The following is a 21,419-nucleotide window of genomic DNA, read 5'->3' on the forward strand; positions in this document are numbered from 1 at the left end:
CGCAATGGCTGTCCGCGAACCGCCATCCGGGCACTGTCGGGCGACGCCATCCGGGCACTGCCGGGCGACGCCCGCCCGCGGCACCGGCACCGAAGCGTGTGTTGCAACTCACAGTACGTGTAGTACGCTATTCCAACTGACCGTTCTGTCGGTAATTCGAACGGAGCGTCCGGTCTCCCCGCACCCCCACCATCGGAGTTTCAATGACTGCAACTTCCTCTGTCGACGCCCCGTCGGGTCCCAGCAGCAAGCGTGAAGAACGCAGGGTGCTTGCCGGAACCCTGGTAGGCACCACCATCGAGTGGTACGACTTCTTCATCTTCGCCCAGCTGACCGCCACCCTCCTCGGTCCCCTGTTCCTCACACCGCTGAACGAGTCCAACCCCGGTCTGGCGCAGATCCTGTCCTTCGCCACCATCGGCATCAGCTTCCTGTTCCGCCCCCTCGGCGCCTTTGTGGCCGGCCACCTCGGTGACCGCCTGGGCCGCAAGGCGGTGCTGGTCATGACCCTGGTCATGATGGGCGCGGCCACGGCCCTCATCGGCCTGCTGCCCGGCTACAGCGCAATCGGCGCGTGGGCGCCGGTACTGCTCATCGCCCTTCGGGTCATGCAGGGCTTCTCGGCCGGCGGCGAATGGGGCGGAGCCGCCCTCATGGCTGTGGAGCATGCGCCTGTCGCCAAACGGGGCCTGTTTGGCGCCTATCCGCAAATCGGCGTGCCCATCGGCATGATCCTGGCAACCGGCCTGCTGACCATGCTGAAGTCAGGGATGTCCGAGGCCGACTTCACCGGCTGGGGCTGGCGGGTCCCGTTCCTGCTCTCTGTGGTGCTGATCGTGGTGGGCTACCTGATCCGCCGGGCCGTCGGCGAAAGCCCGGTGTTCAAGGAGATCGCCCAGCGCAAGGCCGAAAGCCGTGCGCCCCTGGGTGAACTGTTCCGCAAGAACTCCAAGGAAGTGGTGCTGGCAGCGCTGATCTTCATCGCCAACAATGCCGCGGGCTACCTGCTGATCGCCTTCTTCATCGCCTACGCCAACAAGGCCCTCAAGATGCCGTCCGCGCAGGTGTTGCTGGCCACCACCGTGGCTTCCTTCGGCTGGCTCATCTTCACCATGGTGGGCGGCTGGCTGTCGGACAAGATCGGCCGCGTCAAGACCTTCCTGGCCGGCTACGCGATCGTGTTCGCCTGGATGATTCCGCTGTTTGCCCTGATCGACACCAAGGACATCATCCTCTACGGCACCGCGCTCTTCGTCCTGACCATCGGCCTCGGCCTGTCCTATGGCCCGATGTCAGCGATGTATGCCGAAATGTTCCCGGCCCAGGTCCGCTACTCCGGCATTTCGATCGGCTACGCACTGGGCTCGGTCCTGGGCGGCGCCTTTGCGCCCATGATTGCCCAGGCCCTTTTGGACAACACCAAGTGGTCCGGATCCGTCGGTATCTACATCATGGTGCTGTGCGTGATCTCGGGTGCCGGCGTGGTGCTCGCCAAGGAAACCAGGGGCCGCCCCCTGGGCTACAGCGCCGGGCACTGACGGCGCACGGCGCAAGGGGGTGCGGACCGGACGGTCCGCACCCCCTTGCCGTCCGCCCTTCTGCCGTTCGGCGCAGAGGCTAGCCGGCCGCCTGGAGGAGCTTTACGGCGTCGTCGTCGCTCAACTGCTCGAAGTGCTCATAGAACGAACCCACCGCGCGGAACTTGCCGGGTGTGTACAAGGAAAAAGCGAAGTCGCACGCCCTCGCGATCGAAGCCTGCGCCTCGAGTGAAGCGACCGGGACCGCCGTGATGACGGTCGCGGGACCGCCGGCCCGGACGGCTTCGATCGCCGCACGCATGGTGGCACCGGTGGCCAGTCCGTCGTCGACCAGCACCACGGTCTTGCCCGTGACGTCGAAGCCCACCCGCGGATAGCTGTCCACCCGCCGGAGCAGTTCGGTGCGCTCGCGGGCTTCGACGGCGTCCAGCGCCTCCCGGCTGATGCCGTGCCGGAGCATACGCTCCAGCAAGGGGCGGTTGAGGATGCGGACGATCCTGCCGTTGGACCAGGCCAGGGCGCCGAAAGCGGTTTCCTCGCGGCCCGGGATGCCGAGCTTGCGCACGAGCACCGCGCCGTAGGGCTGGTACAGGCTGGCGGCAGCGGATGCGGCCACGGGAATCCCGCCGCGGGCGAGTCCCAGCAGGATGGTGTCCGGGCGCTCCCGGAGCTGCGGAAGTGCGGCAGCCAAGCGGTGCCCGGCGTCCGTACGATCCTTGAAGCGCATGCCCATCAGTCCCACTTCCACGTATTCCGGCGCTGCAGCAAGCCTACCCTTCAACCCTTGCCCGGAGCCGGTGGCGCTGCAAGCATGGCACCGTGAACAAGCCCATCGGATACTGGCTCAAACGCCTGGATGCTGCCTTGGAAACGCATCTCGACCGGACCTTGGCAAGGGTCCGCCTCAGCCGCCGCCAGTGGCAAACGCTCAACACATTGGCCGAGGGACCCATCCGGCCGGAGGACCTGGATGAGCGGCTGAGGCCGTTCTGGGCCGGTGACAGCCGGCTGCGGGAAAGTGAGCTTGCGGCGCTGATCGGCCATGGTTACGTGGGCATGCTGGACGGAAACATCATCCTCAGCGAGGACGGCCACCGGAAGCGGCTCGAGGCGCTCAGGCTCGTGGAAGAGGCGCGGGCGGACTTGACTGCAGGGATCGGCCACGATGAATACGCCATTGCGCTGGGCGTGCTGGAACGGATGTGCGGCAACGCCGAGCGTCTGGTTCCCTAGAAGCTGCTCAGACGCCGAGGAAGCCGATGGCTGCGTCCTTGAATGCGCGGCTGGTGACGGCGTTGGCGTGGTTGCGTCCCGGGATGACCAGTTGCTCGGCCATGCTGCCGGAGCGGGCCGCAATTGCGGCCAGTTCCGGCATGGTGGCTGCCCGTTCGTCTTTTTCGCCGGCGACCAGCAGGACCGGCATGTGCGGCGCGGCCTCGGCGGGGTCGAACGGCTCGCCTTTGATGGCCTCGACGAGGGACAGCAGGGCGAACAGGTCATTGCTCGGCAGCAGCTGTGCCATCTTCAGCAGTTGCGCCGTGGACTCGTCCGCGATCGGCGAGCCGTCGGCGAGGTGCCGCTGTGCCGCGGAGAGGTCGAAGGCCGCCAGCGGATCTTCCTTGTTCGGCCCGCCGAGCACCAAGCGGTGCACAAGTTCGGGCTGGGTGGCGCCGAATTCCCAGGCAAGCCGGGACCCCAGCGAGTAGCCCACCACGTCCAGGCCGCTGGATGGATCGCCGTCGCGCAACGGGCGGGCCCCGGCGTCGGACACGATCTGCAGCAGGTCCGCCCGGATCCTGCTCGGCGAGTACGAATCCAGGTCCTCGGGCGAGCCGCTGCGGCCGTGCCCGGGAAGGTCCACCACGATCACCCGGCGCCCGGCTTCCTGCAGCGCCGTGACCCAGCCGGTGTCGGACCAGTTGAGCTTGCCCGAGGAGGAAAAGCCGTGGATCAGCAGGACGGGGCGCAGGCCTGCGTCCTTGCCTTCGGCGGGCTCATGGATCTCGACGAACAAGCCGGGGTCGGTGCCTTCCACGGTGTGGTGGAGTTCTCCTGTGTGCCTGCCCATCATCGCCTCAGTCCTCACTAGGTACGGCGGCCAGGCGGACCCGGCGCTTCGGTGCGTCTTCTGCTGGAACAGTGCCCACGATACCCCCGATGGAGGAGAAGTCGCGTCAGTTTGCGTGGCTTGTTGCCCGGGAGGATTTGACCCGTTCGCCTACCCGGCAGGCGGCCGCGATTGCGGCGATCAGCAGGAAGGTGGCCACCAGTTGTCCGGCGCTTTCGGGATTGGAGAAACCGACGATGAAGACGATGGCCAGCAGCACCAGTCCGAAGACGGTGAGGGCGGGGAAGCCCATCATGCGCAGCGGCAACCCGGTGCCGTCGCGGTCTGCCCGACGGCGCAGGATGAGCTGGGAGACCAGGGCGCTGCCCCAGACCACCAGGCAGGTGGAACCCACCAGGTTGAGCAGTGCGGGCAGCACCTTGTCGGGGAAGAGCAGTTCGAGCACCGTGGCGATGAAGCCGAAGGCAACGGACACTCCGACGGCGGCCATGGGAACCTGCTTGCCGCGCAGCCGCGACAGGAAGGCCGGGGCCTCGCCGCGCTCGGACAGCGAGAACACCATGCGGGAGGCTCCGTAGAGGTTGGCGTTCAGCGCCGAAAGCAGCGCGACGACGGCGACCAGGGTGATCGCGGTCCCGGCACCCGGGATGCCGGCCAGGTCCAGGACGCCTGCGAACGGCGACTTGAGGCCCTCGGAACCGGTGGGAAGGACCGCGGCTATGACGAAAACGGAGCCGATGTAGAACACCAGGATGCGCCAGAGCACGGTGCGGATGGCCTGGCCGACGCTGCGGACCGGGTCCTCGGTCTCCGCGGCGGCGACGCTGACGATCTCGGTGCCGCCGAAGGCGAAGATGACAACGAAGAGCGCGGCAGCGATGCCGCTCCAGCCGGCGGGGGCGAAGTTTCCGGTGAAGTTGCCAAGGCCCGGCGAAGGGGTTCCGGGGAGCCAGCCGAAGAGCAGGGCCGCGCCCACCAGGAGGAAGGCGACGATGGCGGCGACCTTCAGGATGGCGAACCAGAACTCGAATTCGCCGAAGCTGCGGACGCCCACCAGGTTGATCGCGGTGAAGACGGTCATGAGCACCAGGGCGAGCACCCAGACGGGGACGAGCGGCCAGACCGAGAACAGGAGGCCGGCTGCGCCCAGCGCCTCCGCGGCGATCACCACCACCAGCTGCAGCCACCACAGCCAGCCCACGGTGGAGCCGGCCGTCTTCCCCATGGCCTTTTCCGCATAGACGGAGAACGCGCCGCTGTTGGGGTTCGCTGCGGCCATTTCGCCCAGTGCCCACATCACCAGGATGATCAGGGTGCCGGCAACGAGGTAGGAGACCAGGACTGCGGGTCCCGCAGCCTGGACGCCGGCGCCCGAACCCAGGAACAGTCCGGCCCCGATTGCGCTGCCCAGGCCCATCATGGTCAGCTGGCGCGGTTTCATCGCGTGGCCGAGGGTGGTCGAAGGAGTGGATGGGATAACACCGGTGGACTTCGTTGTCATTCGCGTATGCCTTGTTTTCCTCGGATTGTGTGCTTGCCCTGAGGGGACCCATCGAATTTACCGTGTTTCTGCCCGCGCGGAAACATTTGGCAACAGCCGGGTCGGGTCCTACCATTAGTTAAAGTCATTTTGACCATAACTAATCCGGCCCGGCGGCCACCAAGCAAGGAAGCGGGTGAACGGTGTTCACGAATTCGGCCAACGTCTCCGAACGTCGGCTCGCGCCGCCGTCGCTGGCCATCTCCACCGTGATCTTCGCACTGCGTCCGAGCGAAAGCTCGGGCCGGCCCGCCCTCTGGCTGCCCCTGGTGCGCCGGATCCGCGAACCGTTCAAGGAGATGTGGGCGCTGCCCGGCGGGCCGCTCACCCATGACGAATCATTGCAGGACGCGGCATCCCGGAACCTGCTGGAGACCACCGGCCTGGCGCCGGAATACCTCGAGCAGCTTTACGCCTTCGGGGGCCTGCACCGTTCGCCGAGCCAGCGCGTGGTGTCGATCGTCTACTGGGCGCTGGTCCAGGCCACGGAGGCGGCACTGGCAGGCGAGTCCGAGAATGTGCGCTGGTTCCGCGCCGACCGGCTCGAACAGCTTGCCTTCGACCACAACGCGATCGTGGACTACGCCCTCTGGCGGCTGCGGAACAAGATGGCCTACGGCTCCATCGCCTACCACTTCCTCGGCGAATACTTCACGCTCGCCCAGGTCAGGGAGGTCTACGAGGCCGTGCTGGACCGCCCGCTGGATCCGGCGAACTTCCGCCGCCAACTCAAGTCCGCACCGGAGATCGAAGAAACCGGTGAATACCTCCAGGGCGGGAAACACCGCCCGCCACGCCTCTACCGCTTTACCGGCACACCCGGCCTCGGGCCAGACAACAGGAGCACACCATGAGCAGCGTCAACACCGCCATCCAGCTGATCACCCGCGAGGAAGCGGAGAAGGGCCGCTCCGTGGCCGGTGAAACGTGCAGCCCGGCCCTGGCCAAGGGGCCGTGGGAGTACGACCTCGCCGAGTCCCTTGCCGGAGTTCCCGCCTATGGGCCTGGTGCATCCAGCGCCGATGCCGCGCCGCGCAGCACCCCCCGCCAGGGCCAACTGCCCGAGCAGTACAAGCGTGCCAGCGACGCCGAACTTGACGCCCGCATCCGCGCCGCCAAGGAAAAGCTCGGCAGCAGGGCTGTGATCCTCGGCCACTTCTACCAGCGGGACGAAGTGGTGCAGTACGCGGACTTCGTGGGCGATTCCTTCCAGCTGGCCAACGCAGCCCTCACCCGGCCCGACGCCGAGGCGATCATTTTCTGCGGCGTGCACTTCATGGCCGAAACCGCGGACATCCTCTCGGCCCCGGAACAAGCCGTGGTCCTGCCCAACCTCGCGGCCGGCTGCTCCATGGCGGACATGGCGGACGAGGATTCCGTGGAGGAATGCTGGGAGCAGCTTGAGGAGATCTTCGGCACCGAAACCGACGATGCCGGCCGCGTCCCGGTCATCCCCGTCACCTACATGAACTCATCCGCCGCCCTCAAGGCCTTCTGCGGCCGCAACGGCGGCATCGTCTGCACCTCCTCGAACGCCAAGACCGTGCTCGAATGGGCGTTCGAACGCGGCCAGCGCGTGCTGTTCTTCCCCGACCAGCACCTCGGCCGCAACACGGCCAAGGCCCTGGGCGTTCCTTTGGAGCAGATGCCCATGTGGAACCCGCGCAAGGAACTGGGCGGCAACGACGAACAGTCCCTCCTCGACTCCCGCGTGATCCTGTGGCACGGCTTCTGCTCGGTCCACAAGCGCTTCAATGTCGCCCAGATCGAGAAGGCGCGCGCCGACTTCCCGGGCGTCAACGTCATCGTGCACCCGGAATGCCCCATGGAGGTTGTGGACGCCGCGGACGGCGCAGGCTCCACCGACTTCATCAAGAAGGCGATCGCGGCGGCCACCGAGCCCACCACGTTCGCCATCGGCACCGAAATCAACATGGTGAACCGGCTCGCCGCGGAGAACCCGCAGCACACCATCTTCTGCCTGGACCCGGTCATCTGCCCGTGCTCCACGATGTACCGCATCCATCCCGGCTACCTCGCCTGGGTGCTGGAGGAACTCGTCGAAGGACGCATCGTCAACCGCATCACCGTGGACGACGCCGTGCAGGCCAACGCCAAGATTGCGCTGGAGCGCATGCTGGCAGCCCGCCCCTGAACCCAACGGCCGGAATGAGGCACACATGACTGCACATGGCCTTGCAGGAGGGCGCGCAGCCGGAGGGCAGCGGCGCAAGCGGCTGATCGTCGTCGGAAGCGGCATCGCCGGGCTGTACTCGGCGCTGCTCGCCGCGGAGGGTGGCGCCGAGGTGGTGCTGCTGAGCAAGGGCGCGCTCGCAGACAGCAACACCTATTTCGCCCAGGGCGGCATTTCCGCTGTCCTGGACGAGCCGGCGCCCGGGGACACGGTTGCGGCGCACATCGCCGACACCCTCAAGGCCGGCGGCGGGCACTGCGACGCCGACGCCGTGCGGGTGCTGTGCACCGAAGCCCGCCTCGACATCGCTGGACTCCGGCGATTCGGCGTCCGTTTCGACCTGGACGATGAGGGCGACCCCGCCCTGGGCCTCGAGGCCGCCCACTCTGCGCCGCGCATCCTGCACGCCGGCGGGGACGCCACCGGCGCCGGCGTAGCCCGGGCCCTGATCCGCGCAGTGCTGGATGCCCAGGCGGCCGGCCGGATCCGGGTGATCGGCCACGCCCATGTGACCTCCGTGACCCAGGCCTTTGGCCGCGTGACCGGCGTGGCTTACCTCCACGAGGGCCGGGAACACAGCTGCCAGGCCGACGCCGTGCTGCTGGCCACCGGGGGAGCAGGCAGGATGTTCGCCAAGACCACCAACCCGTCGGTTGCCACGGCTGACGGCCTCGCTCTGGCTTGGCGCGCGGGCGCCGCGGTGGCGGACCTCGAATTCTTCCAGTTCCACCCCACCTGCATGGTGCTTCCCGGTGGTGCCCGGGAAAGCGCGGGCAGCGACCCCCTGCTCATCTCCGAAGCCGTCCGCGGCGAGGGGGCCATCCTTGTGGACTCCTACGGCGACCGCTTCATGCCCGCCTACCACCCCGACGCCGAACTGGCCCCGCGCGACGTCGTCTCCCGCAGCATCGCCCTGCATCTCGCCGCCCTCGGCGAGCCCAACGGACACGTCTTCCTGGACGCCCGCCTGATCGAAGAACGCCGGGGCCCGGGGTTCCTGGCCCGGCGCTTCCCGACCATTACCGCCCGCACCCGCGCGGCCGGCATCGACTGGACCCGCGAGCTGGTTCCCGTCGCCCCCGCCGCCCACTACTGGATGGGCGGTGTGCTCACGGACCTGGACGGGCGCACCTCAGTGCCCGGGCTGCTCGCTGCCGGCGAGGCAGCGTGCACCGGAGTGCAGGGCGCCAACCGCCTCGCCAGCAACTCGTTGCTCGAAGGGCTGGTCTTCGGGCGGCGGGCGGTGGAGGGGTTCCTGGGTGACGGTTCAGCAGATCCCTCGGCGCCTGCGCTCCGGCCTCGCGTCGGCGAACGCCTCGCAATCTCGGCGGCCGACCCGGACCGTCACGCAACAACGGCGCTTTCGGGACCCGCCGAACCGTCCCTTGACCCGGTGGCACCTTTCGGCCGGGACGCCCTGCGGAAGCTCATGACCGCGAAGGCCGGCGTCCTGCGCGACGGCGTGCTGCTCGGGGAGGCCGCAGCCGTGCTGGGTTCCTGGGCTGAAACCGTGGATCCGGAAACCGTCCCCGATTCCCTGGATTCCCGCGAGCACGAGGATGCGAACCTCCTGCTGGCCGCGCAACTGCTGGTACACACCGCCCGGGAGCGCAAGAACTCCCTGGGTGCCCACCACCGCAACGATTCGCAGGACGAAACCCCCGCCGTCGACGATTTTGACAAGCGTTACACCATGAGCCGGAAAGCGAGCCTGATCCTTGACTAGCCTGTCCCTCCCCGCAGCCGCCGTGCGCGACATCCTCGAGCGCGCCTTCGCTGAGGACGCGCCCAACGGGGACATCACCTCGCAGCTGCTCATCCCGGCCGAGGCGCGCGCCACCGCCGTGCTGAACGCCCGCGTGCCCGGCATCCTCAGCGGCGGCACCGTCTTCCGCGACGCCATGCTGCTCATCGACCCCGAGACTGAGGTTGAGCTCCTGCTGGAAGACGGCACAGCGTTCGACGCCGGGACGCACCTCGCCCGGGTCAGCGGCCGCGCCCGCTCGGTGCTGCTTGCCGAACGCGTGGGCCTGAACCTGGTCCAGCGGATGAGCGCGATTGCCACAAAGACCGCGGAGTTCGTTCGGCTCGTTGAAGGCACCACGGCCCGGATCACCGACACCCGGAAGACCACCCCGGGGCTCCGCGTCCTTGAACGCTACGCGGTGCGCTGCGGCGGGGGAGCGAACCACCGCTACAGCCTGTCCGACGCCGTGCTGGCCAAGGACAACCATTTGGCTGTGATGACCGGAGGCGACGCAGGCAAGCTCACGGCACTGCTCGCCGCGGCGAAGGCGCAGCTGGGCCACACCACGCACTTCGAGGTGGAAGTGGACAGCGCCGAGCAGATCGAAGCTGTGCTGGCCGCGGGCGTGGACACCATCATGCTGGATAACTTCAGCATCGACGAACTTCGTGCCGGGGTGCAGCAGGTGGCCGGACGCGCCGTCGTGGAGGCCAGCGGCAACGTGAACCTGTCCACCGTGGCGGACATTGCCGCCGCCGGCGTGGACGTCATTTCCATCGGCGGGCTGACCCACAGCGTGGCCGCCCTGGACCTGGGCCTGGATGTCACCTTGGACGTTCCGGCGGACATTTCCTAGGACAACGATGATCTTCCTGGACGCAGCTGCCACCACCCCCGTGCGCCGGGAGGTGCTGGAAGCCATGTGGCCGTACCTAAGCGGTGAGTTCGGCAACCCTTCCAGCCACCACAGCCTGGGTGAGGCCGCGGCGGACGCGCTCGCGGAGGCGCGGGCCGCCGTCGCGAAGGTGCTGGGTTGCCGCGCCGGGGAAGTCACCTTCACCTCGGGCGGTACCGAGGCGGACAATCTGGCGCTGAAGGGAATCGCGCTGGCGCGCCGGGCCGCCGATCCGTCCTTGGACCGGGTGGCGATCAGCGCCATCGAGCATCCCGCAGTCGAGGAATCCGCGGACTATCTGCGGCGCGTGCACGGCTTCACGGTCGACGTCGTCCCGGTGGACAGGCACGGCCTGGTCACCCCGGAGGCCTTCGCCGCAGCCCTGCGTCCGGAGACGGCGCTCGCCAGTATCATGTACGCCAACAACGAGGTGGGCACGGTGCAGCCGGTACGGGAACTCGCCGGGCTCGCCGCCGGACGGGGCATTCCGTTCCACAGCGACGCAGTGCAGGCCGCCGGCTGGCTGCCCCTCAGGGTGAAAGACCTCGGCGTGGACGCGCTCAGCCTTTCCGGGCACAAGCTCGGGGCGCCCAAGGGTTCGGGCGTGCTCTTCGCGAAGGGCCGCCTGCGGATGGAGCCGCTGGTCCACGGCGGCGGCCAGGAGCGAGGACGCCGTTCCGGCACGGAAAACGTGGCCGGTGCCGTGGCGTTCGCAACAGCACTGACGCTCGCGGCGGATGAGCAGCAGCTCGTTGCCGCGCGGGTGGCAGCTTTGCGCGATGCGTTCATCCGGGCCGTCCTGCAGGCCGTGCCCGGGGCTGTGCTGACCGGCCATCCCGAACGGCGGCTGCCCTCGGTGGCGTCCTTCTGCTTCCCCGGGACGAGCGGTGAGTCCGTACTGCTGGAGCTCGAACGCCGCGGCGTGGTTTGTTCCAGCGGTTCGGCCTGCGCCGCCGGGTCGGATGCGCCGTCACCGGTGCTGCTGGCCCTCGGCCTGGAAGCGGAAGTCGCCCAGACGGCCGTCCGCTTCAGCTTCACCTCCGCGGTGACCGAAGCGGAACTCGGGCAGGCCGCCGCGGCGGTGGGCGACGCCGTCGGGAGCGTCATGGGGATCGGCCGCCGCTGACGGGGTCAGACGTGGCGGGCCCGGCGGAAGATCCAGTGCCGCAGCATGGTAAAACGCACAGCCGTGGCGAGGAAACCGGACAGGGTGGTGGTCCACAACTCCTCGGTGACGGTCGTGTCCGGCCTGACAGCATGCAGCACGCCCAGGCTTCCGCCGGTGATGAGGAGCGCGACGGCGATGACGATCAGCCCGTTGAGGTGGTCCTGGAGGCGCTTGCGGCTGCTGGTGATCTTGAAGGTCAGGCGCCGGTTCAGCGCTGTGTTCATGACCGAGGTGATGATCAGGGCGGCTGCGTTCGCGAGCTGCGGTCCGAGGACCGGACGGAGCAGGGCGTACAGGGCCAGCGAGGTGGCGGTGCAGACGATCCCGACGCCGGTGAAACGCAGCAACTGCCGCAGTACCGGATAGCGGAGCAGGCCTTTGTGGCGGTGACTTGGGCGGGTTTCCGGCGGCGACTGCCGCAGCTGTTCGCGGGGCAGTGCGGCAGGGTCCATTCCTCAAGCCTTGCACACGGGTCCGCCGGGGCACGAAACGAGGCACAGAACCCGGGCGCATTTACCCCAGGGCAGCCGAGCCGAAGGCCACGCTGAATCTGTCGCACCACAGGACAACCGTGTTGAACCGGGAGATGTCCGTTCCAGATGGGATGGGGTAGTTCTGGTTGCCGTGGGTGGCCTTCACCGGGCCCAGGTCCAGCCAGGTGCCCGACCGGTATTTGAACCAGTCACCGCCCGCTCCCTGGTTGCTGAGCCAGACCTTGACGTCCGGGCCGTCGCTGCTGGCGAGTTTCTCCAACCGGAGCACGAGGCGGCCGTCCGGGAGCTTCACCAGGCTCGCGGTTCCGGAGGTGGGGTGTTCCTGGGAGACGAAGGTGCCCTTTGCGATGACCCTTGGCGGGACCGGAACAGGGGTGGGGGCGGTCGACTCCGGGTCCCGTGCCGTGGGCTCCTGGACAATGAGCGTGCCGGCTGGCGTAGCTCCCGCACCGGGGAGGGCTTCATCGATCGTGCTGCTGGTGAACAGGCGCCAAGGCTGGAAGAGTGCGGCTCCGGCTACGAAAGCGATGAGCAGCACGATGGCTGCACAGACGGCAATCACGCGGTGGCGGCGCAGGAACGCCACGAGCGGGCGCTTCGGTGCAGGACTTCCGCCGGGCGATGTTGTCATGGTTCAAGGCTAGGCGCCGGAGCCCAGTCCTGACCGGGCGGAATCCTTACCGTTCCGTTAAGGCTGCCAGGTGTCCACGGCCCGCGGGAGCCTCAGAGCTCCCCGGCCAGTGCCGGGAGATAGAGTTCGCCCACCGGCACCTCTGCGGCCAGCCGGTTGTCCGGGCCGGCCAACGGGCACGCCCAGGCCTCATTGTAGGCGCAGGAGGGGTTGTAGGCAAAGTTGAAATCCAGGATGAACTCCTCGTCCGGACGGGAGCCCTGCGTACCGTGGAACGCGCCCTTGATAGTGTCCAGCAGGTAGCGTCCGGCGCCGTAGCTTCCGCCGTCCCTTCCCGCGGTGGCGTCCCGGAACGGTACGAAGATCCCGCCGCCGTAGCTGCGCAGCCGCCATGCCGCCAGGGAGCCAAGGCCAGGCAGCACGAAGGTGCCCAGCCGGCGGAACGGCACATCGCCGTCGGTCCCCGTCCGGACGGTCATCTCCTGCCCGGCGCCGGCAGGGGAGAGCCGCGCGTGGAAGCGGAAGGCGGGATCGTACCCGGCCGTGTCCAGGCCAGTGAACCCTTCTTTGGCCGCAGGCGTCAGCGCCGATGCCGGGTGGGTGCCGAACATGTGGTCGCGGGTCCGGCGCCAGTGCACATGGGCCTGGAAGGGGTCCTCCCGCGCGAGCCGGCGGACCTCGTCGTAGAGGGCGAAGGTCCGCAGCCGCCAGTCCGCGATGTCCAGCGCAGACATCTCCGCCACGTCCCCGGTGCCGCCGTCACGCAACTCCTCGTCCATGCCACCCATACTAGGCTTGCGGCTATGAACGGGAACCGCGTAGCGAACGGAAGTCTTGTCCTGGCAGCCATCCTGCTCACTTCGGGGCTGGCGGCATGCAGCGAGGAAGGCAAGGGAGGGCCGGTCTGGACGGCGGGTTCGGGAAACACCGGCAGCACGGCGGCCGCCTCCGGCGCAGCGCCCGGGGGAACGCCGTCGGGCAGCGCGACGGCGTCGGGAACCGCCACGCCCGGTGCGGCGCCCACCGCCGCCCGGTGGAAGAAATACAGCGACGCCGGACAGAAAGTCAGCTTCGAACTGCCGGACGAGTGGATCGCACAGGCTGTCACCCCCGACGCCGGGTCCCTGCCCGGAGCAATGAAGGTCCAGGTCAAGGACGCCGAAGGGGAGTACATCGCCACCCTGCATACCGGCCTCGCCTCCACAAAGGCTCCCGCCTGCAGCCCGAAGGCTAAACGGAACTATGTTGTGCTCAGCAGTGTGCCGCTGGACCTTCCGCACGCGGATACGGATGCGACCATTTCGCCGCGCGTGGTGTTCCGGGTGATCCAGGGCTACAAATTCTTCGGCTCCTTCGGCATCACCAACCTGGTGGCGGGCACGGACGGCAAGGCATGCCAGTTGCGGAACCTGGTGCAGGGTCCTGCGGGCAAGGGCGACATCTACTTCGGCGACCTCCCGGTAGTCCGTGCGTTCGCCCCCGACGAAAAGGTGGCCCCGGCCAAGTCCTTCGACACGCTGGGCCAGGCCGCCCAGTACGTGGAACAGAGTGCCGACTTCGCAAACGTCCAGCGGATGCTACTGTCTCTGAAGGTCAATCCGTAGAACGCGGACACGGCCTTCCACAAACATCGGCGACACTGGGGGCTGTTCCGCCGCGAGACAATCCGGAGACCCATGGAACGCAGCGTTGCCGCCCGGCTCGTTTTCAAGACTGTCGCGAACACCAAGGTTGCGATGGCTGTCGCCGTCGCCCGGAATCCTGGCTTCGCTTCAATGACGGAAACGCTGAGCGTCACGTCGGGCGGAGAACCCGTGGCGTACACCGAGCTTGAGGACCACCACGGGGGCCGCTTCCATTACATGGAGTTCGCCGAACCCAGCGAGGTGGAGGTCGAGTACCAGGCCACGGTGACCGGCCGTGGCGTGCCGGACGAATCCTCGAAGATGGAACTCATCCGTTACGTGCGGCCCAGCCGCTACGCCGAATCGGACCGGCTCCTGCCCACTTCGTACGCGGAGTTCGGCGGGCTGCACGGCCGCGAGCTGCTGCAGGCTGTCCGGGACTGGGTCAACCGCGAGCTGCGCTATGTCAGCGGGTCCTCCCGGGGTACCGACGGCGCGGTCGAGACGCTGCTGCACCGCCGCGGGGTGTGCCGCGACTTCGCGCACCTGGCGATTGCGCTGCTGCGGTCGAAGGACATTCCTGCCCGGCTGGCCGCCGTGTATGCCCCGGGCCTGAGCCCGATGGATTTCCACGCCGTGGCCGAGGCCCACATCGACGGCAGCTGGTACGTCATCGATCCCACCGGGCTGGCCCCGCGTGAGGCGATGCTGCGGATCACGGCCGGGCGCGACTCCTCGGATACCGCGTTCCTGTCCACTGTCGGCGGCAGCCTGTCCCTGAAGACCCTCAAGGTCTCGGCCGGGGTCGCCGGCGAACTTCCCGCCGAAGACCCGGCCGCCGCCGTCGTGCTCGGCTAGCGCGTCGTCCTCGGCTAGCGCGGGGTCCCGGGTACAGCTAGCGCGGGGGTCCTCCCAGTCAGGCGCCCGACGGCGGCAGCTTTCGCCGTCGTGTCGGTCGGCCAGGCGCCCGTCAGTCCGGCAGCTTCGCGCGCAGCTTCTCGGTCAGCCGCATCAGTTCCTGCTGTTCCGCCGCGGTGAGCGCCGGAAGCAGCAGTTCCGCGATGTCACGCACGTGCTCCCGCCCGATGTCCTTCTGCAGCTCCAGGCCGGCCTCGGTGAGGCCCAGCAGGATGCCGCGGCCGTCCTCGGGAGCGGTGCTGCGCTCCACCAGCCCGCGCTTTTCGAGGCGGTCCACCAGCCGGCTCAGGCTCGACTGGCTGAGCAGCACATGGTCGTTGATCTCATTCAGGCGCAGCTTCCCGGTGGGGCAGCGGGCAAGGGTGAAGAGGACGTCGTACTCATTGACGGGCAGCTTCTTGAACGCTGGCCCGGCCTGCAGTCGGCGCATCACCGCCACCTGGGAGCGGAACAACGACTCCCAGGTCTCGGCGGCCAGGCGCACGTCCTTGCCGGAAACGGAGCCTCCGGGCCGGCCCGCTCCGGCCGGGGCTTTCCCGGCCGGAGCGGGGCTGCTCATTCGCTGCTCCCGGAGTTCCCGACGGCGGCATCCGCCGTATCGCCCGCGGTTTCGGCAAGCTTGGCGGCAACGCGCGAGGCGTGGGTGGGAGCGTCCGGAACGTGGGCCGGCTTGAGGGCGGCGTATTCCTTGCGGAGTACCGGCAGCACCTCCTCGCCGAACAGGTCCAGCTGCTCCAAGACCGTCTTCAGCGGCAGGCCGGCGTGGTCCACGAGGAAGAGCTGGCGCTGGTAGTCGCCGAAGAACTCACGGAAGGTCAGGGTCTTCTCGATGACCTCCTGCGGGCTGCCCACCGTCAGCGGGGTCTGCGAGGTGAAGTCCTCCAGGGACGGTCCGTGACCGTACACCGGGGCGTTGTCGAAGTACGGGCGGAATTCCTTCACGGCGTCCTGGGAGTTCTTGCGCATGAAGAACTGGCCGCCGAGGCCCACGATCGCCTGGTCCGCCTTGCCGTGGCCGTAGTGCTCGTAGCGCTCACGGTAGAGGCCGATCAGCTGCTGGTAGTGCTCCTTGGGCCAGAAGATGTTGTTGGCGAAGAAGCCGTCGCCGTAGTACGCGGCCAGTTCGGCGATCTGCGGGCTCCGGATGGAGCCGTGCCATACGAAGGGCGGGACGTCGTCAAGCGGGCGCGGCGTGGAGGTGAAGTTCTGCAGAGGCGTGCGGAACTTGCCGTTCCAGTTCACGGTGTCTTCATCCCACAGGCGGCGCAGCAGGGCGTAGTTCTCGATCGCGAGCTCAATGCCGTCCTGGATGTTCTTGCCGAACCACGGGTACACCGGCGCCGTGTTGCCGCGGCCCATGATGAGGTCCACACGGCCGTCCGCCAGGTGCTGCAGCATGGCGAAGTCCTCGGCGATCTTCACGGGATCGTTCGTGGTGATCAGCGTGGTGGAGGTGGAGAGGGTGATGCGCTCGGTCTGCGCTGCGATGTAGGCCAGCGTGGTGGTGGGGGAGGAAGAGAAGAAGGGCCGGTTGTGGTGCTCGCCGATGGCGTACACGTCCATGCCGATCTCTTCGGCCTTCTTGGCGATGGCCACGGACGCCTTGATGCGCTCGTTCTCCGTGGGGGTGCGGCCCGTGGTGGGGTCAGTGGTGATGTCGCTGACGCTGAATACGCCGATCTCCATGATGTGCCTTTCTTCCTGTCCGCGGGTGCGCGGGCGTTACCGACAGTCTATCCCAAACTAGATGCATTTGCATCTATCGCACTGTGTAACGCCTGCGGCCGGGGATTATTCCCGGGTCTACTGGGGTGAGCCCGGTGCGGCCCTGCGGCCCGTGACCTTCGGGACCATACCAGTGGTCCAGTCGAGGAATTCCGCGTCGTCCGTTCCGTTCCCGCCGGCACGATCCACGACGGCGGGGCGGTCCTTGAGCGCCCTCAGCAGGGCCTTCTTCTCCCGGCGGCCTTCCACCAGCTTGTAGAGGACGGGAACCAGCACCAGGGTCAGCAGGGTGGACGACACCAGGCCGCCGATCACCACGATCGCCAGGGGCCGGGAGATGAAACCGCCGCCACCGGTGAAGCCGAGCGCCATCGGCGTCAGGGCGAACACCGTGGCCAGGGCGGTCATGAGGATCGGCCGCAGGCGCTGGCGGGCGCCGTGGGTGATGGCGTCATCGACGCTCATGCCAGGCCGGCCGTTGCGGGGGCTGCGGTACTGGTTGATGAGGTCGATCAGCACGATCGCATTGGTGACGACGATGCCCACCAGCATCAGCAGGCCGATCAGGGCCGGCAGGCCGAGCGGAACGCCCGTCAGCAGGAGCAGGCCGATCGCGCCGGTGGCTGCGAACGGCACCGAGACCAGCAGGATGAGCGGCTGGATGAGCGACTTGAAGGCAGCCACCATGATCACATGGACGATCGCGATCGCGGCGAGCAGTGCCAGGCCGAGCTGCCGGAAGGACTCGGCCTGCTGGGTGGTGGCGCCGCCGATGGTCGCCGTCACGCCCGGCGGGAGCTGCACGTGGTCCAGCCGCTCCTGGACCGCGCTGCTCAGCGCGCCCAGGTTGGAGCCCGACGGCGTCACGGTCACCTTGGCGGTCCGCTGGCCGTTGCTGCTGGTCACGGAGAGCGGAACATCCACCTGTTCGACGCTGGCGACGCTGCCCAGCGCGACCGGACCCGCCGGCGTCGGGAGCAGGATGCCCCGCACCGCCGTAATGCTGGTGAAGCGGGTGCCCTCACCGATCTGGACCGGGAAATCGTCGGTCTCGATCCGCACCGTGCCGGCCGGGACCGGCGCAACGGTCGCGGCGAGCACCCCGGCCACTTGTTCTTCGTTGAGGCCGGCCGCCGTGGCCTTGGCGCGGTCCACCTTCACCTGGACCACGGGCTGGCCGGGGACGAGGTTGGTGGCTGTCTCGGAGCTGCCGGGGACGCCGTCAAGGGCCTTGAAAACAGCATCGCCGGCGGTCTGCAGGTCCTGTGGTGTGGCCGCATTGATGGTCACGTCCACCGTGGAGGAGGTGCCGAAGCCGCCCTGCCGGGCACCGACGGTGACCTTGCCGGCGGCGCCGCCCTCCGCAAGCCGCCTGCGGACGGTGTCCTGCAGCTGGTCCTGGGCCGCGTCCTCCGCGGTGACCACCGTGAACGTCGAGGTCGAGGCCCCGCCGGAGGTGAGGGCAGCGAGGCCGTTCCGGGCATTGCCGGAGGTCACCTGAACGTCCTTGATCCCGTCGACGCCGTCCAGCAGCCTCTCCACCTTGGCGGCGGCCTGCGCGGTCTCGGCCAGGTTGGTACCGGGAGGCAGGACCTGCCGGACGGTCATGCTGTTCTCGCCGGAGCGTCCCAACAGGTCGGTTGCCAGCAGCGGCGTCATGGCCGCCGTGCCGCCCAGAACCAGCAGTGCCGCCACGATGGTCACTACGGGGTGCTTCTGGGTGGTGGACAAGACGGGCAGGTAGCCGCGCTGCAGGCGCGTACGCTGCTCCGCTTCGTGCGCTTTCGCCGCTGTTTCCTTTGCCGCCCCGGGGCCGCTGCCGGCCGCCGGTGACTTGAGGAACCAGTACGCCAGCACCGGGACGATGGTCAGGGCCACCAGCAGGGAGGCCAGCAGGGCGATCGTGACGGTGAGCGCGAAGGGGCGGAAAAGTTCCCCGGCGAGATCCCCGACGAAGGCGATGGGCAGGAAGACCGCCACGGTGGTCAGCGTGGACGCGGTGATGGCGCCGGCCACCTCCCGGATGGAGTTCAGGATGGCGGTGAGCTTGTGTTCGCCGTAACTCAGGTGGCGTTTGATGTTCTCGATGACCACGATCGAGTCGTCCACCACCCGGCCGATCGCGATGGTGAGCGCGCCCAGGGTGAGGATGTTCAGTGAATAGCGGGTGGCCGAGATGCCGATGAACGTGATCAACAGGGACAACGGGATCGACACCGCGGTGACGAGCGTGGAGCGCACGGACAGCAGGAACAGCAGGATGACCAGCACGGCGAAGCCCAGGCCGAGCAGGCCCTCCGTAGTGAGGTCCTTGATGGATTTCTCGATGTACGGGGCCTGGTCGAAGACCGGAGTGAAGCGGGCATTGGAACCCAGCTCCGCACTCATCTGGCCCAGTGCGTCCTTGACGGCGTGCGAGATCGCCACGGTGTCGCCGTCGGGCTTCTTCGTGACTGTCAGGGCAAGCGTTTCCTTGCCGTTGGTCCTGGTGATCGAGGTGGCGGGGTCGTCTTGGATGCTCACCGTGGCCACGCTGCCGATCGTGGTGCCGGTCTTCGCGCCGGCCAGCGGAAGTCCCTTGATGGCGTCCAGGGAATCGACCGGGCTGCCGATCTGCAGGGACAGGGATTTGCCCTGCTCCTCGACCGTGCCCGCCGGGACCAGGGCCCCGTTGTTCTTCAGCGCATCCGAAAGGGACCGGACGGTGGCGCCGCCGGCGGCCATGGCCGCGGGGTCCGGCTTGAGCAGGATGTGCTGGGTGGTGCCGCCGCTGACATCGGCACTGCGGACGCCGTCGATCTTCTGCAATCGCGGGACGCTCAGCCGCAGGAGGTCGGCATTCAGTTCGCTGAGCGGCTTGTCCGAGGACACCGCCAGGAAAATGATCGGGAAATCGCTCACGCTGCCGGCGAAGGAGCGGGGCTCCACATCCGCCGGCAGCGTCCGCCGGGCGTTGGAGATGGCCCGGTCGATCTGGTTCCGGGCGCGGTCCAGGTTGGAACCATAACTGAACACGAGCGTGATCTGGGAAACCCCGCTGCGCGAGGTGGAGGTGCTTGATTCAAGCCCTTCCACGCTGTTGAGCGCAGTCTCGAGGGGGCGGCCCAACTGCTTGTCCACGACTTCCGGGGACGCCCCCGGCATGGCCGTAATGACCGTGATCTGCGGGAACTCGATCGACGGGATGAGCTCCTGCTTCAGGGAAGACATGGTGATCACGCCGAACACCGCCGCGAAGACGGTGATCAGCGCAATCAGTGCCCTGTTCGCCAGTGAAAGCTTTGCCAGAGCGAACATTGCTCCCTCTCCTGGGACTTACGGTTGTACAGCGTTCGGGCGCTGCCGCAGCCGGGCCCGGATGCCTGCGCCTACCGCTGCGTGGCGTCGGCGTTCTCGAGCTGCAGGGACTGCGCGGTGCTTGCCTCGATCTCGGCCGCAAGCTCAGGATTGTCGTTGAGCTTGACCCCGTAGCCGGGCATCATGTCCTTGAGCTTGGACTGCCAGCCCTTGAAGTTCTTCGGGAAGGTCTTCTGCAGCAGTTCGATCATGATCGGCACGGCGGTGGAGGCTCCGGGGGAAGCGCCCAGCAGGGCGCCGATGGAGCCGTCGCGCGCGGCGATGACCTCAGTGCCGAACTGCAGGATGCCACCCTTCTGCGGATCCTTCTTAATGATCTGCACGCGCTGGCCCGCCGTGATCAGCTCCCATTTGGCGCCGTCGGCTTCGGGGTAGTACTCGCGCAGGGATTCGACTTTGGCGTCGTGGCGCTTGGCCACTTCCTTGATCAGGTACGCCGTCAGGTCCATGTTGTCCTTGGCCACGGCGAGCATCGGGATGATGTTGCCCGGGCGGATGGACAGCGGCAGGTCCAGGTAGCTGCTGGTCTTGAGGAAGTTGGTGGAGAAGCCGGCGTAGGGGCCGAAGAGCAGCGAACGCTTTCCGTCCACGTACCGGGTGTCCAGGTGCGGCACGGACATGGGCGGCGCACCCACGGAGGCCTGGCCGTACACCTTGGCGCTGTGCTGGCGGGCGGTTTCTTCGTCGGTGCAGCGGAAGAACTGGCCGGACACAGGGAAACCGCCGTAGCCCTTGCTTTCCGGAATGCCCGAGGCCTGCAGCAGGTGCAGGGCACCGCCGCCGGCGCCGACAAACACGAACTTGGCGTGGATGCGGCTGCGTTCTCCGGAGGCCGGGTACTTCAGCGAAAGGTCCCAGCCGCCGTCGGAGGCCTTGGAAATGTTGCTGACTTCGTGGCCGTAGTTGACCTCGACGCCGCTCTTGGCCAGGTATGCGGTCAGTTCTCGGGTCAGCGCCCCGAAGTCGACGTCGGTGCCTTCTGCGGCGCGGGTGGCGGCAACGCGCTGCTTGGGGTCGCGGCCCTTGACGATCAGGGGAGCCCACTTTTCGATCTGGGCCTGGTCTTCCGTGTATTCCATGCTGCGGAAGAGGGTGTTGGGCTTGAGGGCTTCGTAGCGGGTCTTGAGGAAGTCCACGTGCTTGTCGCCGATGACGAAGCTCATGTGCGGAACGGTGTTGATGAAGCCTTTGGGGGAGCCGATCAGGTTGTTGTCGACCAAGTGGGACCAGAACTGGCGGGACAGCTGGAACTGCTCGTTGATGTGCAGCGCCTTGGCGGGGTTCACGGAGCCGTCTTTGGCTGCCGGGGAGTAGTTCAGTTCGCAGAGTGCTGCGTGGCCCGTACCTGCGTTGTTCCAAGGTCCGGAGCTTTCAAGGCCCGCCTCGTCCAGGCGTTCGAAGAGGGCGATGCTCCAGTCGGGTTCGAGCTGCTTGATGAACGCCCCGAGCGTTGCGCTCATGATTCCGCCGCCAATAAGGACGACGTCGGCGTGTTTGGTCTTGGAAATGAAAGTCACAG

19 protein-coding genes are annotated in these 21,419 nt (G+C 67.7%); 9 read left to right on the forward strand and 10 right to left on the reverse strand.

Features of this window, described 5'->3' with window-relative positions; all coding sequences use genetic code 11:
* Positions 1 to 203 precede the first annotated feature (203 nt).
* On the forward strand, positions 204 to 1,538 hold the full coding sequence (locus DWV11_RS13015) for an MFS transporter (RefSeq protein WP_115789352.1): 1,335 nt from the start codon (positions 204 to 206) through the stop codon (positions 1,536 to 1,538).
* 79 nt (positions 1,539 to 1,617) lie between these two features.
* On the opposite strand, the gene DWV11_RS13020 is transcribed toward DWV11_RS13015, so the two are convergent.
* Positions 1,618 to 2,271: a phosphoribosyltransferase gene (locus tag DWV11_RS13020; protein ID WP_210725743.1), complete on the reverse strand. Its 654-nt coding sequence runs from the start codon at positions 2,269 to 2,271 to the stop codon at positions 1,618 to 1,620.
* 86 nt (positions 2,272 to 2,357) lie between these two features.
* Here DWV11_RS13020 and DWV11_RS13025 point away from each other — a divergent pair, with 86 nt between their 5' ends.
* Positions 2,358 to 2,771: a MarR family transcriptional regulator gene (locus DWV11_RS13025; protein WP_115789354.1), complete on the forward strand. Its 414-nt coding sequence runs from the start codon at positions 2,358 to 2,360 to the stop codon at positions 2,769 to 2,771.
* Between the two features lie 7 nt (positions 2,772 to 2,778).
* Here the strand turns inward: DWV11_RS13025 and DWV11_RS13030 are convergent, their stop codons facing one another.
* Both DWV11_RS13030 and DWV11_RS13040 read right to left on the reverse strand, forming a co-directional pair.
* On the reverse strand, positions 2,779 to 3,609 hold the full coding sequence (locus tag DWV11_RS13030) for an alpha/beta fold hydrolase (protein ID WP_115789355.1): 831 nt from the start codon (positions 3,607 to 3,609) through the stop codon (positions 2,779 to 2,781).
* A 103-nt stretch (positions 3,610 to 3,712) separates the two neighbouring features.
* A complete protein-coding gene (locus DWV11_RS13040) occupies positions 3,713 to 5,107 on the reverse strand; it encodes an amino acid permease (RefSeq protein ID WP_115789356.1) in 1,395 nt (464 codons plus the stop codon).
* A 182-nt stretch (positions 5,108 to 5,289) separates the two neighbouring features.
* Here DWV11_RS13040 and DWV11_RS13045 point away from each other — a divergent pair, with 182 nt between their 5' ends.
* Genes DWV11_RS13045 through DWV11_RS13065 form a run of 5 tightly spaced genes read left to right on the forward strand, consistent with a single transcriptional unit; the run spans position 5,290 to position 11,108 of the window.
* Positions 5,290 to 6,000, forward strand: coding sequence for an NUDIX hydrolase (locus DWV11_RS13045; RefSeq protein WP_115789357.1), 711 nt, complete (start codon positions 5,290 to 5,292; stop codon positions 5,998 to 6,000).
* Complete coding sequence (gene nadA / locus DWV11_RS13050) at positions 5,997 to 7,301, forward strand: quinolinate synthase NadA (protein WP_115789358.1); 1,305 nt, start codon at positions 5,997 to 5,999, stop codon at positions 7,299 to 7,301. Before DWV11_RS13045 ends, nadA begins: the two co-directional genes overlap by 4 nt.
* A 25-nt stretch (positions 7,302 to 7,326) precedes the next feature.
* Positions 7,327 to 9,066 carry an L-aspartate oxidase gene (gene nadB, locus DWV11_RS13055; RefSeq protein ID WP_115789359.1) on the forward strand — a complete coding sequence of 580 codons (1,740 nt, stop codon included), beginning with the start codon at positions 7,327 to 7,329 and terminating at the stop codon, positions 9,064 to 9,066.
* Positions 9,059 to 9,943, forward strand: coding sequence for a carboxylating nicotinate-nucleotide diphosphorylase (gene nadC / locus DWV11_RS13060; protein ID WP_115789360.1), 885 nt, complete (start codon positions 9,059 to 9,061; stop codon positions 9,941 to 9,943). Before nadB ends, nadC begins: the two co-directional genes overlap by 8 nt.
* 7 nt (positions 9,944 to 9,950) lie before the next feature.
* Positions 9,951 to 11,108, forward strand: coding sequence for a cysteine desulfurase family protein (locus tag DWV11_RS13065; protein WP_115789361.1), 1,158 nt, complete (start codon positions 9,951 to 9,953; stop codon positions 11,106 to 11,108).
* Between the two features lie 5 nt (positions 11,109 to 11,113).
* On the opposite strand, the gene DWV11_RS13070 is transcribed toward DWV11_RS13065, so the two are convergent.
* The 3 genes from DWV11_RS13070 to DWV11_RS13080 all read right to left on the reverse strand — a co-directional run bounded on the left by DWV11_RS13070 (position 11,114) and on the right by DWV11_RS13080 (position 13,054).
* Positions 11,114 to 11,602 (reverse strand): GtrA family protein, encoded by a 489-nt coding sequence (locus DWV11_RS13070; protein ID WP_115789362.1) that lies wholly within the window; start codon positions 11,600 to 11,602, stop codon positions 11,114 to 11,116.
* Between the two features lie 61 nt (positions 11,603 to 11,663).
* Positions 11,664 to 12,275 (reverse strand): DM13 domain-containing protein, encoded by a 612-nt coding sequence (locus DWV11_RS13075; protein ID WP_115789363.1) that lies wholly within the window; start codon positions 12,273 to 12,275, stop codon positions 11,664 to 11,666.
* A 92-nt stretch (positions 12,276 to 12,367) separates the two neighbouring features.
* Positions 12,368 to 13,054: a DUF1684 domain-containing protein gene (locus DWV11_RS13080; RefSeq protein ID WP_245953626.1), complete on the reverse strand. Its 687-nt coding sequence runs from the start codon at positions 13,052 to 13,054 to the stop codon at positions 12,368 to 12,370.
* Positions 13,055 to 13,078: 24 nt separating this feature from the next.
* Here DWV11_RS13080 and DWV11_RS13085 point away from each other — a divergent pair, with 24 nt between their 5' ends.
* Both DWV11_RS13085 and DWV11_RS13090 read left to right on the forward strand, forming a co-directional pair.
* Positions 13,079 to 13,879 (forward strand): hypothetical protein, encoded by an 801-nt coding sequence (locus DWV11_RS13085; protein WP_115789364.1) that lies wholly within the window; start codon positions 13,079 to 13,081, stop codon positions 13,877 to 13,879.
* Between the two features lie 72 nt (positions 13,880 to 13,951).
* On the forward strand, positions 13,952 to 14,758 hold the full coding sequence (locus DWV11_RS13090; RefSeq protein WP_115789365.1) for a transglutaminase-like domain-containing protein: 807 nt from the start codon (positions 13,952 to 13,954) through the stop codon (positions 14,756 to 14,758).
* Between the two features lie 112 nt (positions 14,759 to 14,870).
* Here the strand turns inward: DWV11_RS13090 and DWV11_RS13095 are convergent, their stop codons facing one another.
* The 4 genes from DWV11_RS13095 to DWV11_RS13110 all read right to left on the reverse strand — a co-directional run bounded on the left by DWV11_RS13095 (position 14,871) and on the right by DWV11_RS13110 (position 21,417).
* Positions 14,871 to 15,377: a MarR family winged helix-turn-helix transcriptional regulator gene (locus DWV11_RS13095; RefSeq protein ID WP_115789366.1), complete on the reverse strand. Its 507-nt coding sequence runs from the start codon at positions 15,375 to 15,377 to the stop codon at positions 14,871 to 14,873.
* Positions 15,374 to 16,504, reverse strand: coding sequence for an LLM class flavin-dependent oxidoreductase (locus tag DWV11_RS13100; protein WP_115789367.1), 1,131 nt, complete (start codon positions 16,502 to 16,504; stop codon positions 15,374 to 15,376). The genes DWV11_RS13095 and DWV11_RS13100 overlap by 4 nt, the downstream gene beginning before the upstream one ends.
* Positions 16,505 to 16,621: 117 nt before the next feature.
* On the reverse strand, positions 16,622 to 19,840 hold the full coding sequence (locus DWV11_RS13105) for an efflux RND transporter permease subunit (protein WP_115789368.1): 3,219 nt from the start codon (positions 19,838 to 19,840) through the stop codon (positions 16,622 to 16,624).
* 71 nt (positions 19,841 to 19,911) lie between these two features.
* A complete protein-coding gene (locus DWV11_RS13110; RefSeq protein WP_115789369.1) occupies positions 19,912 to 21,417 on the reverse strand; it encodes a malate:quinone oxidoreductase in 1,506 nt (501 codons plus the stop codon).
* Between the last annotated feature and the right edge of the window lie 2 nt (positions 21,418 to 21,419).

Source organism: Arthrobacter silvisoli (assembly GCF_003369445.1).
Classification (GTDB): Bacteria; Actinomycetota; Actinomycetes; order Actinomycetales; family Micrococcaceae; genus Arthrobacter; species Arthrobacter silvisoli.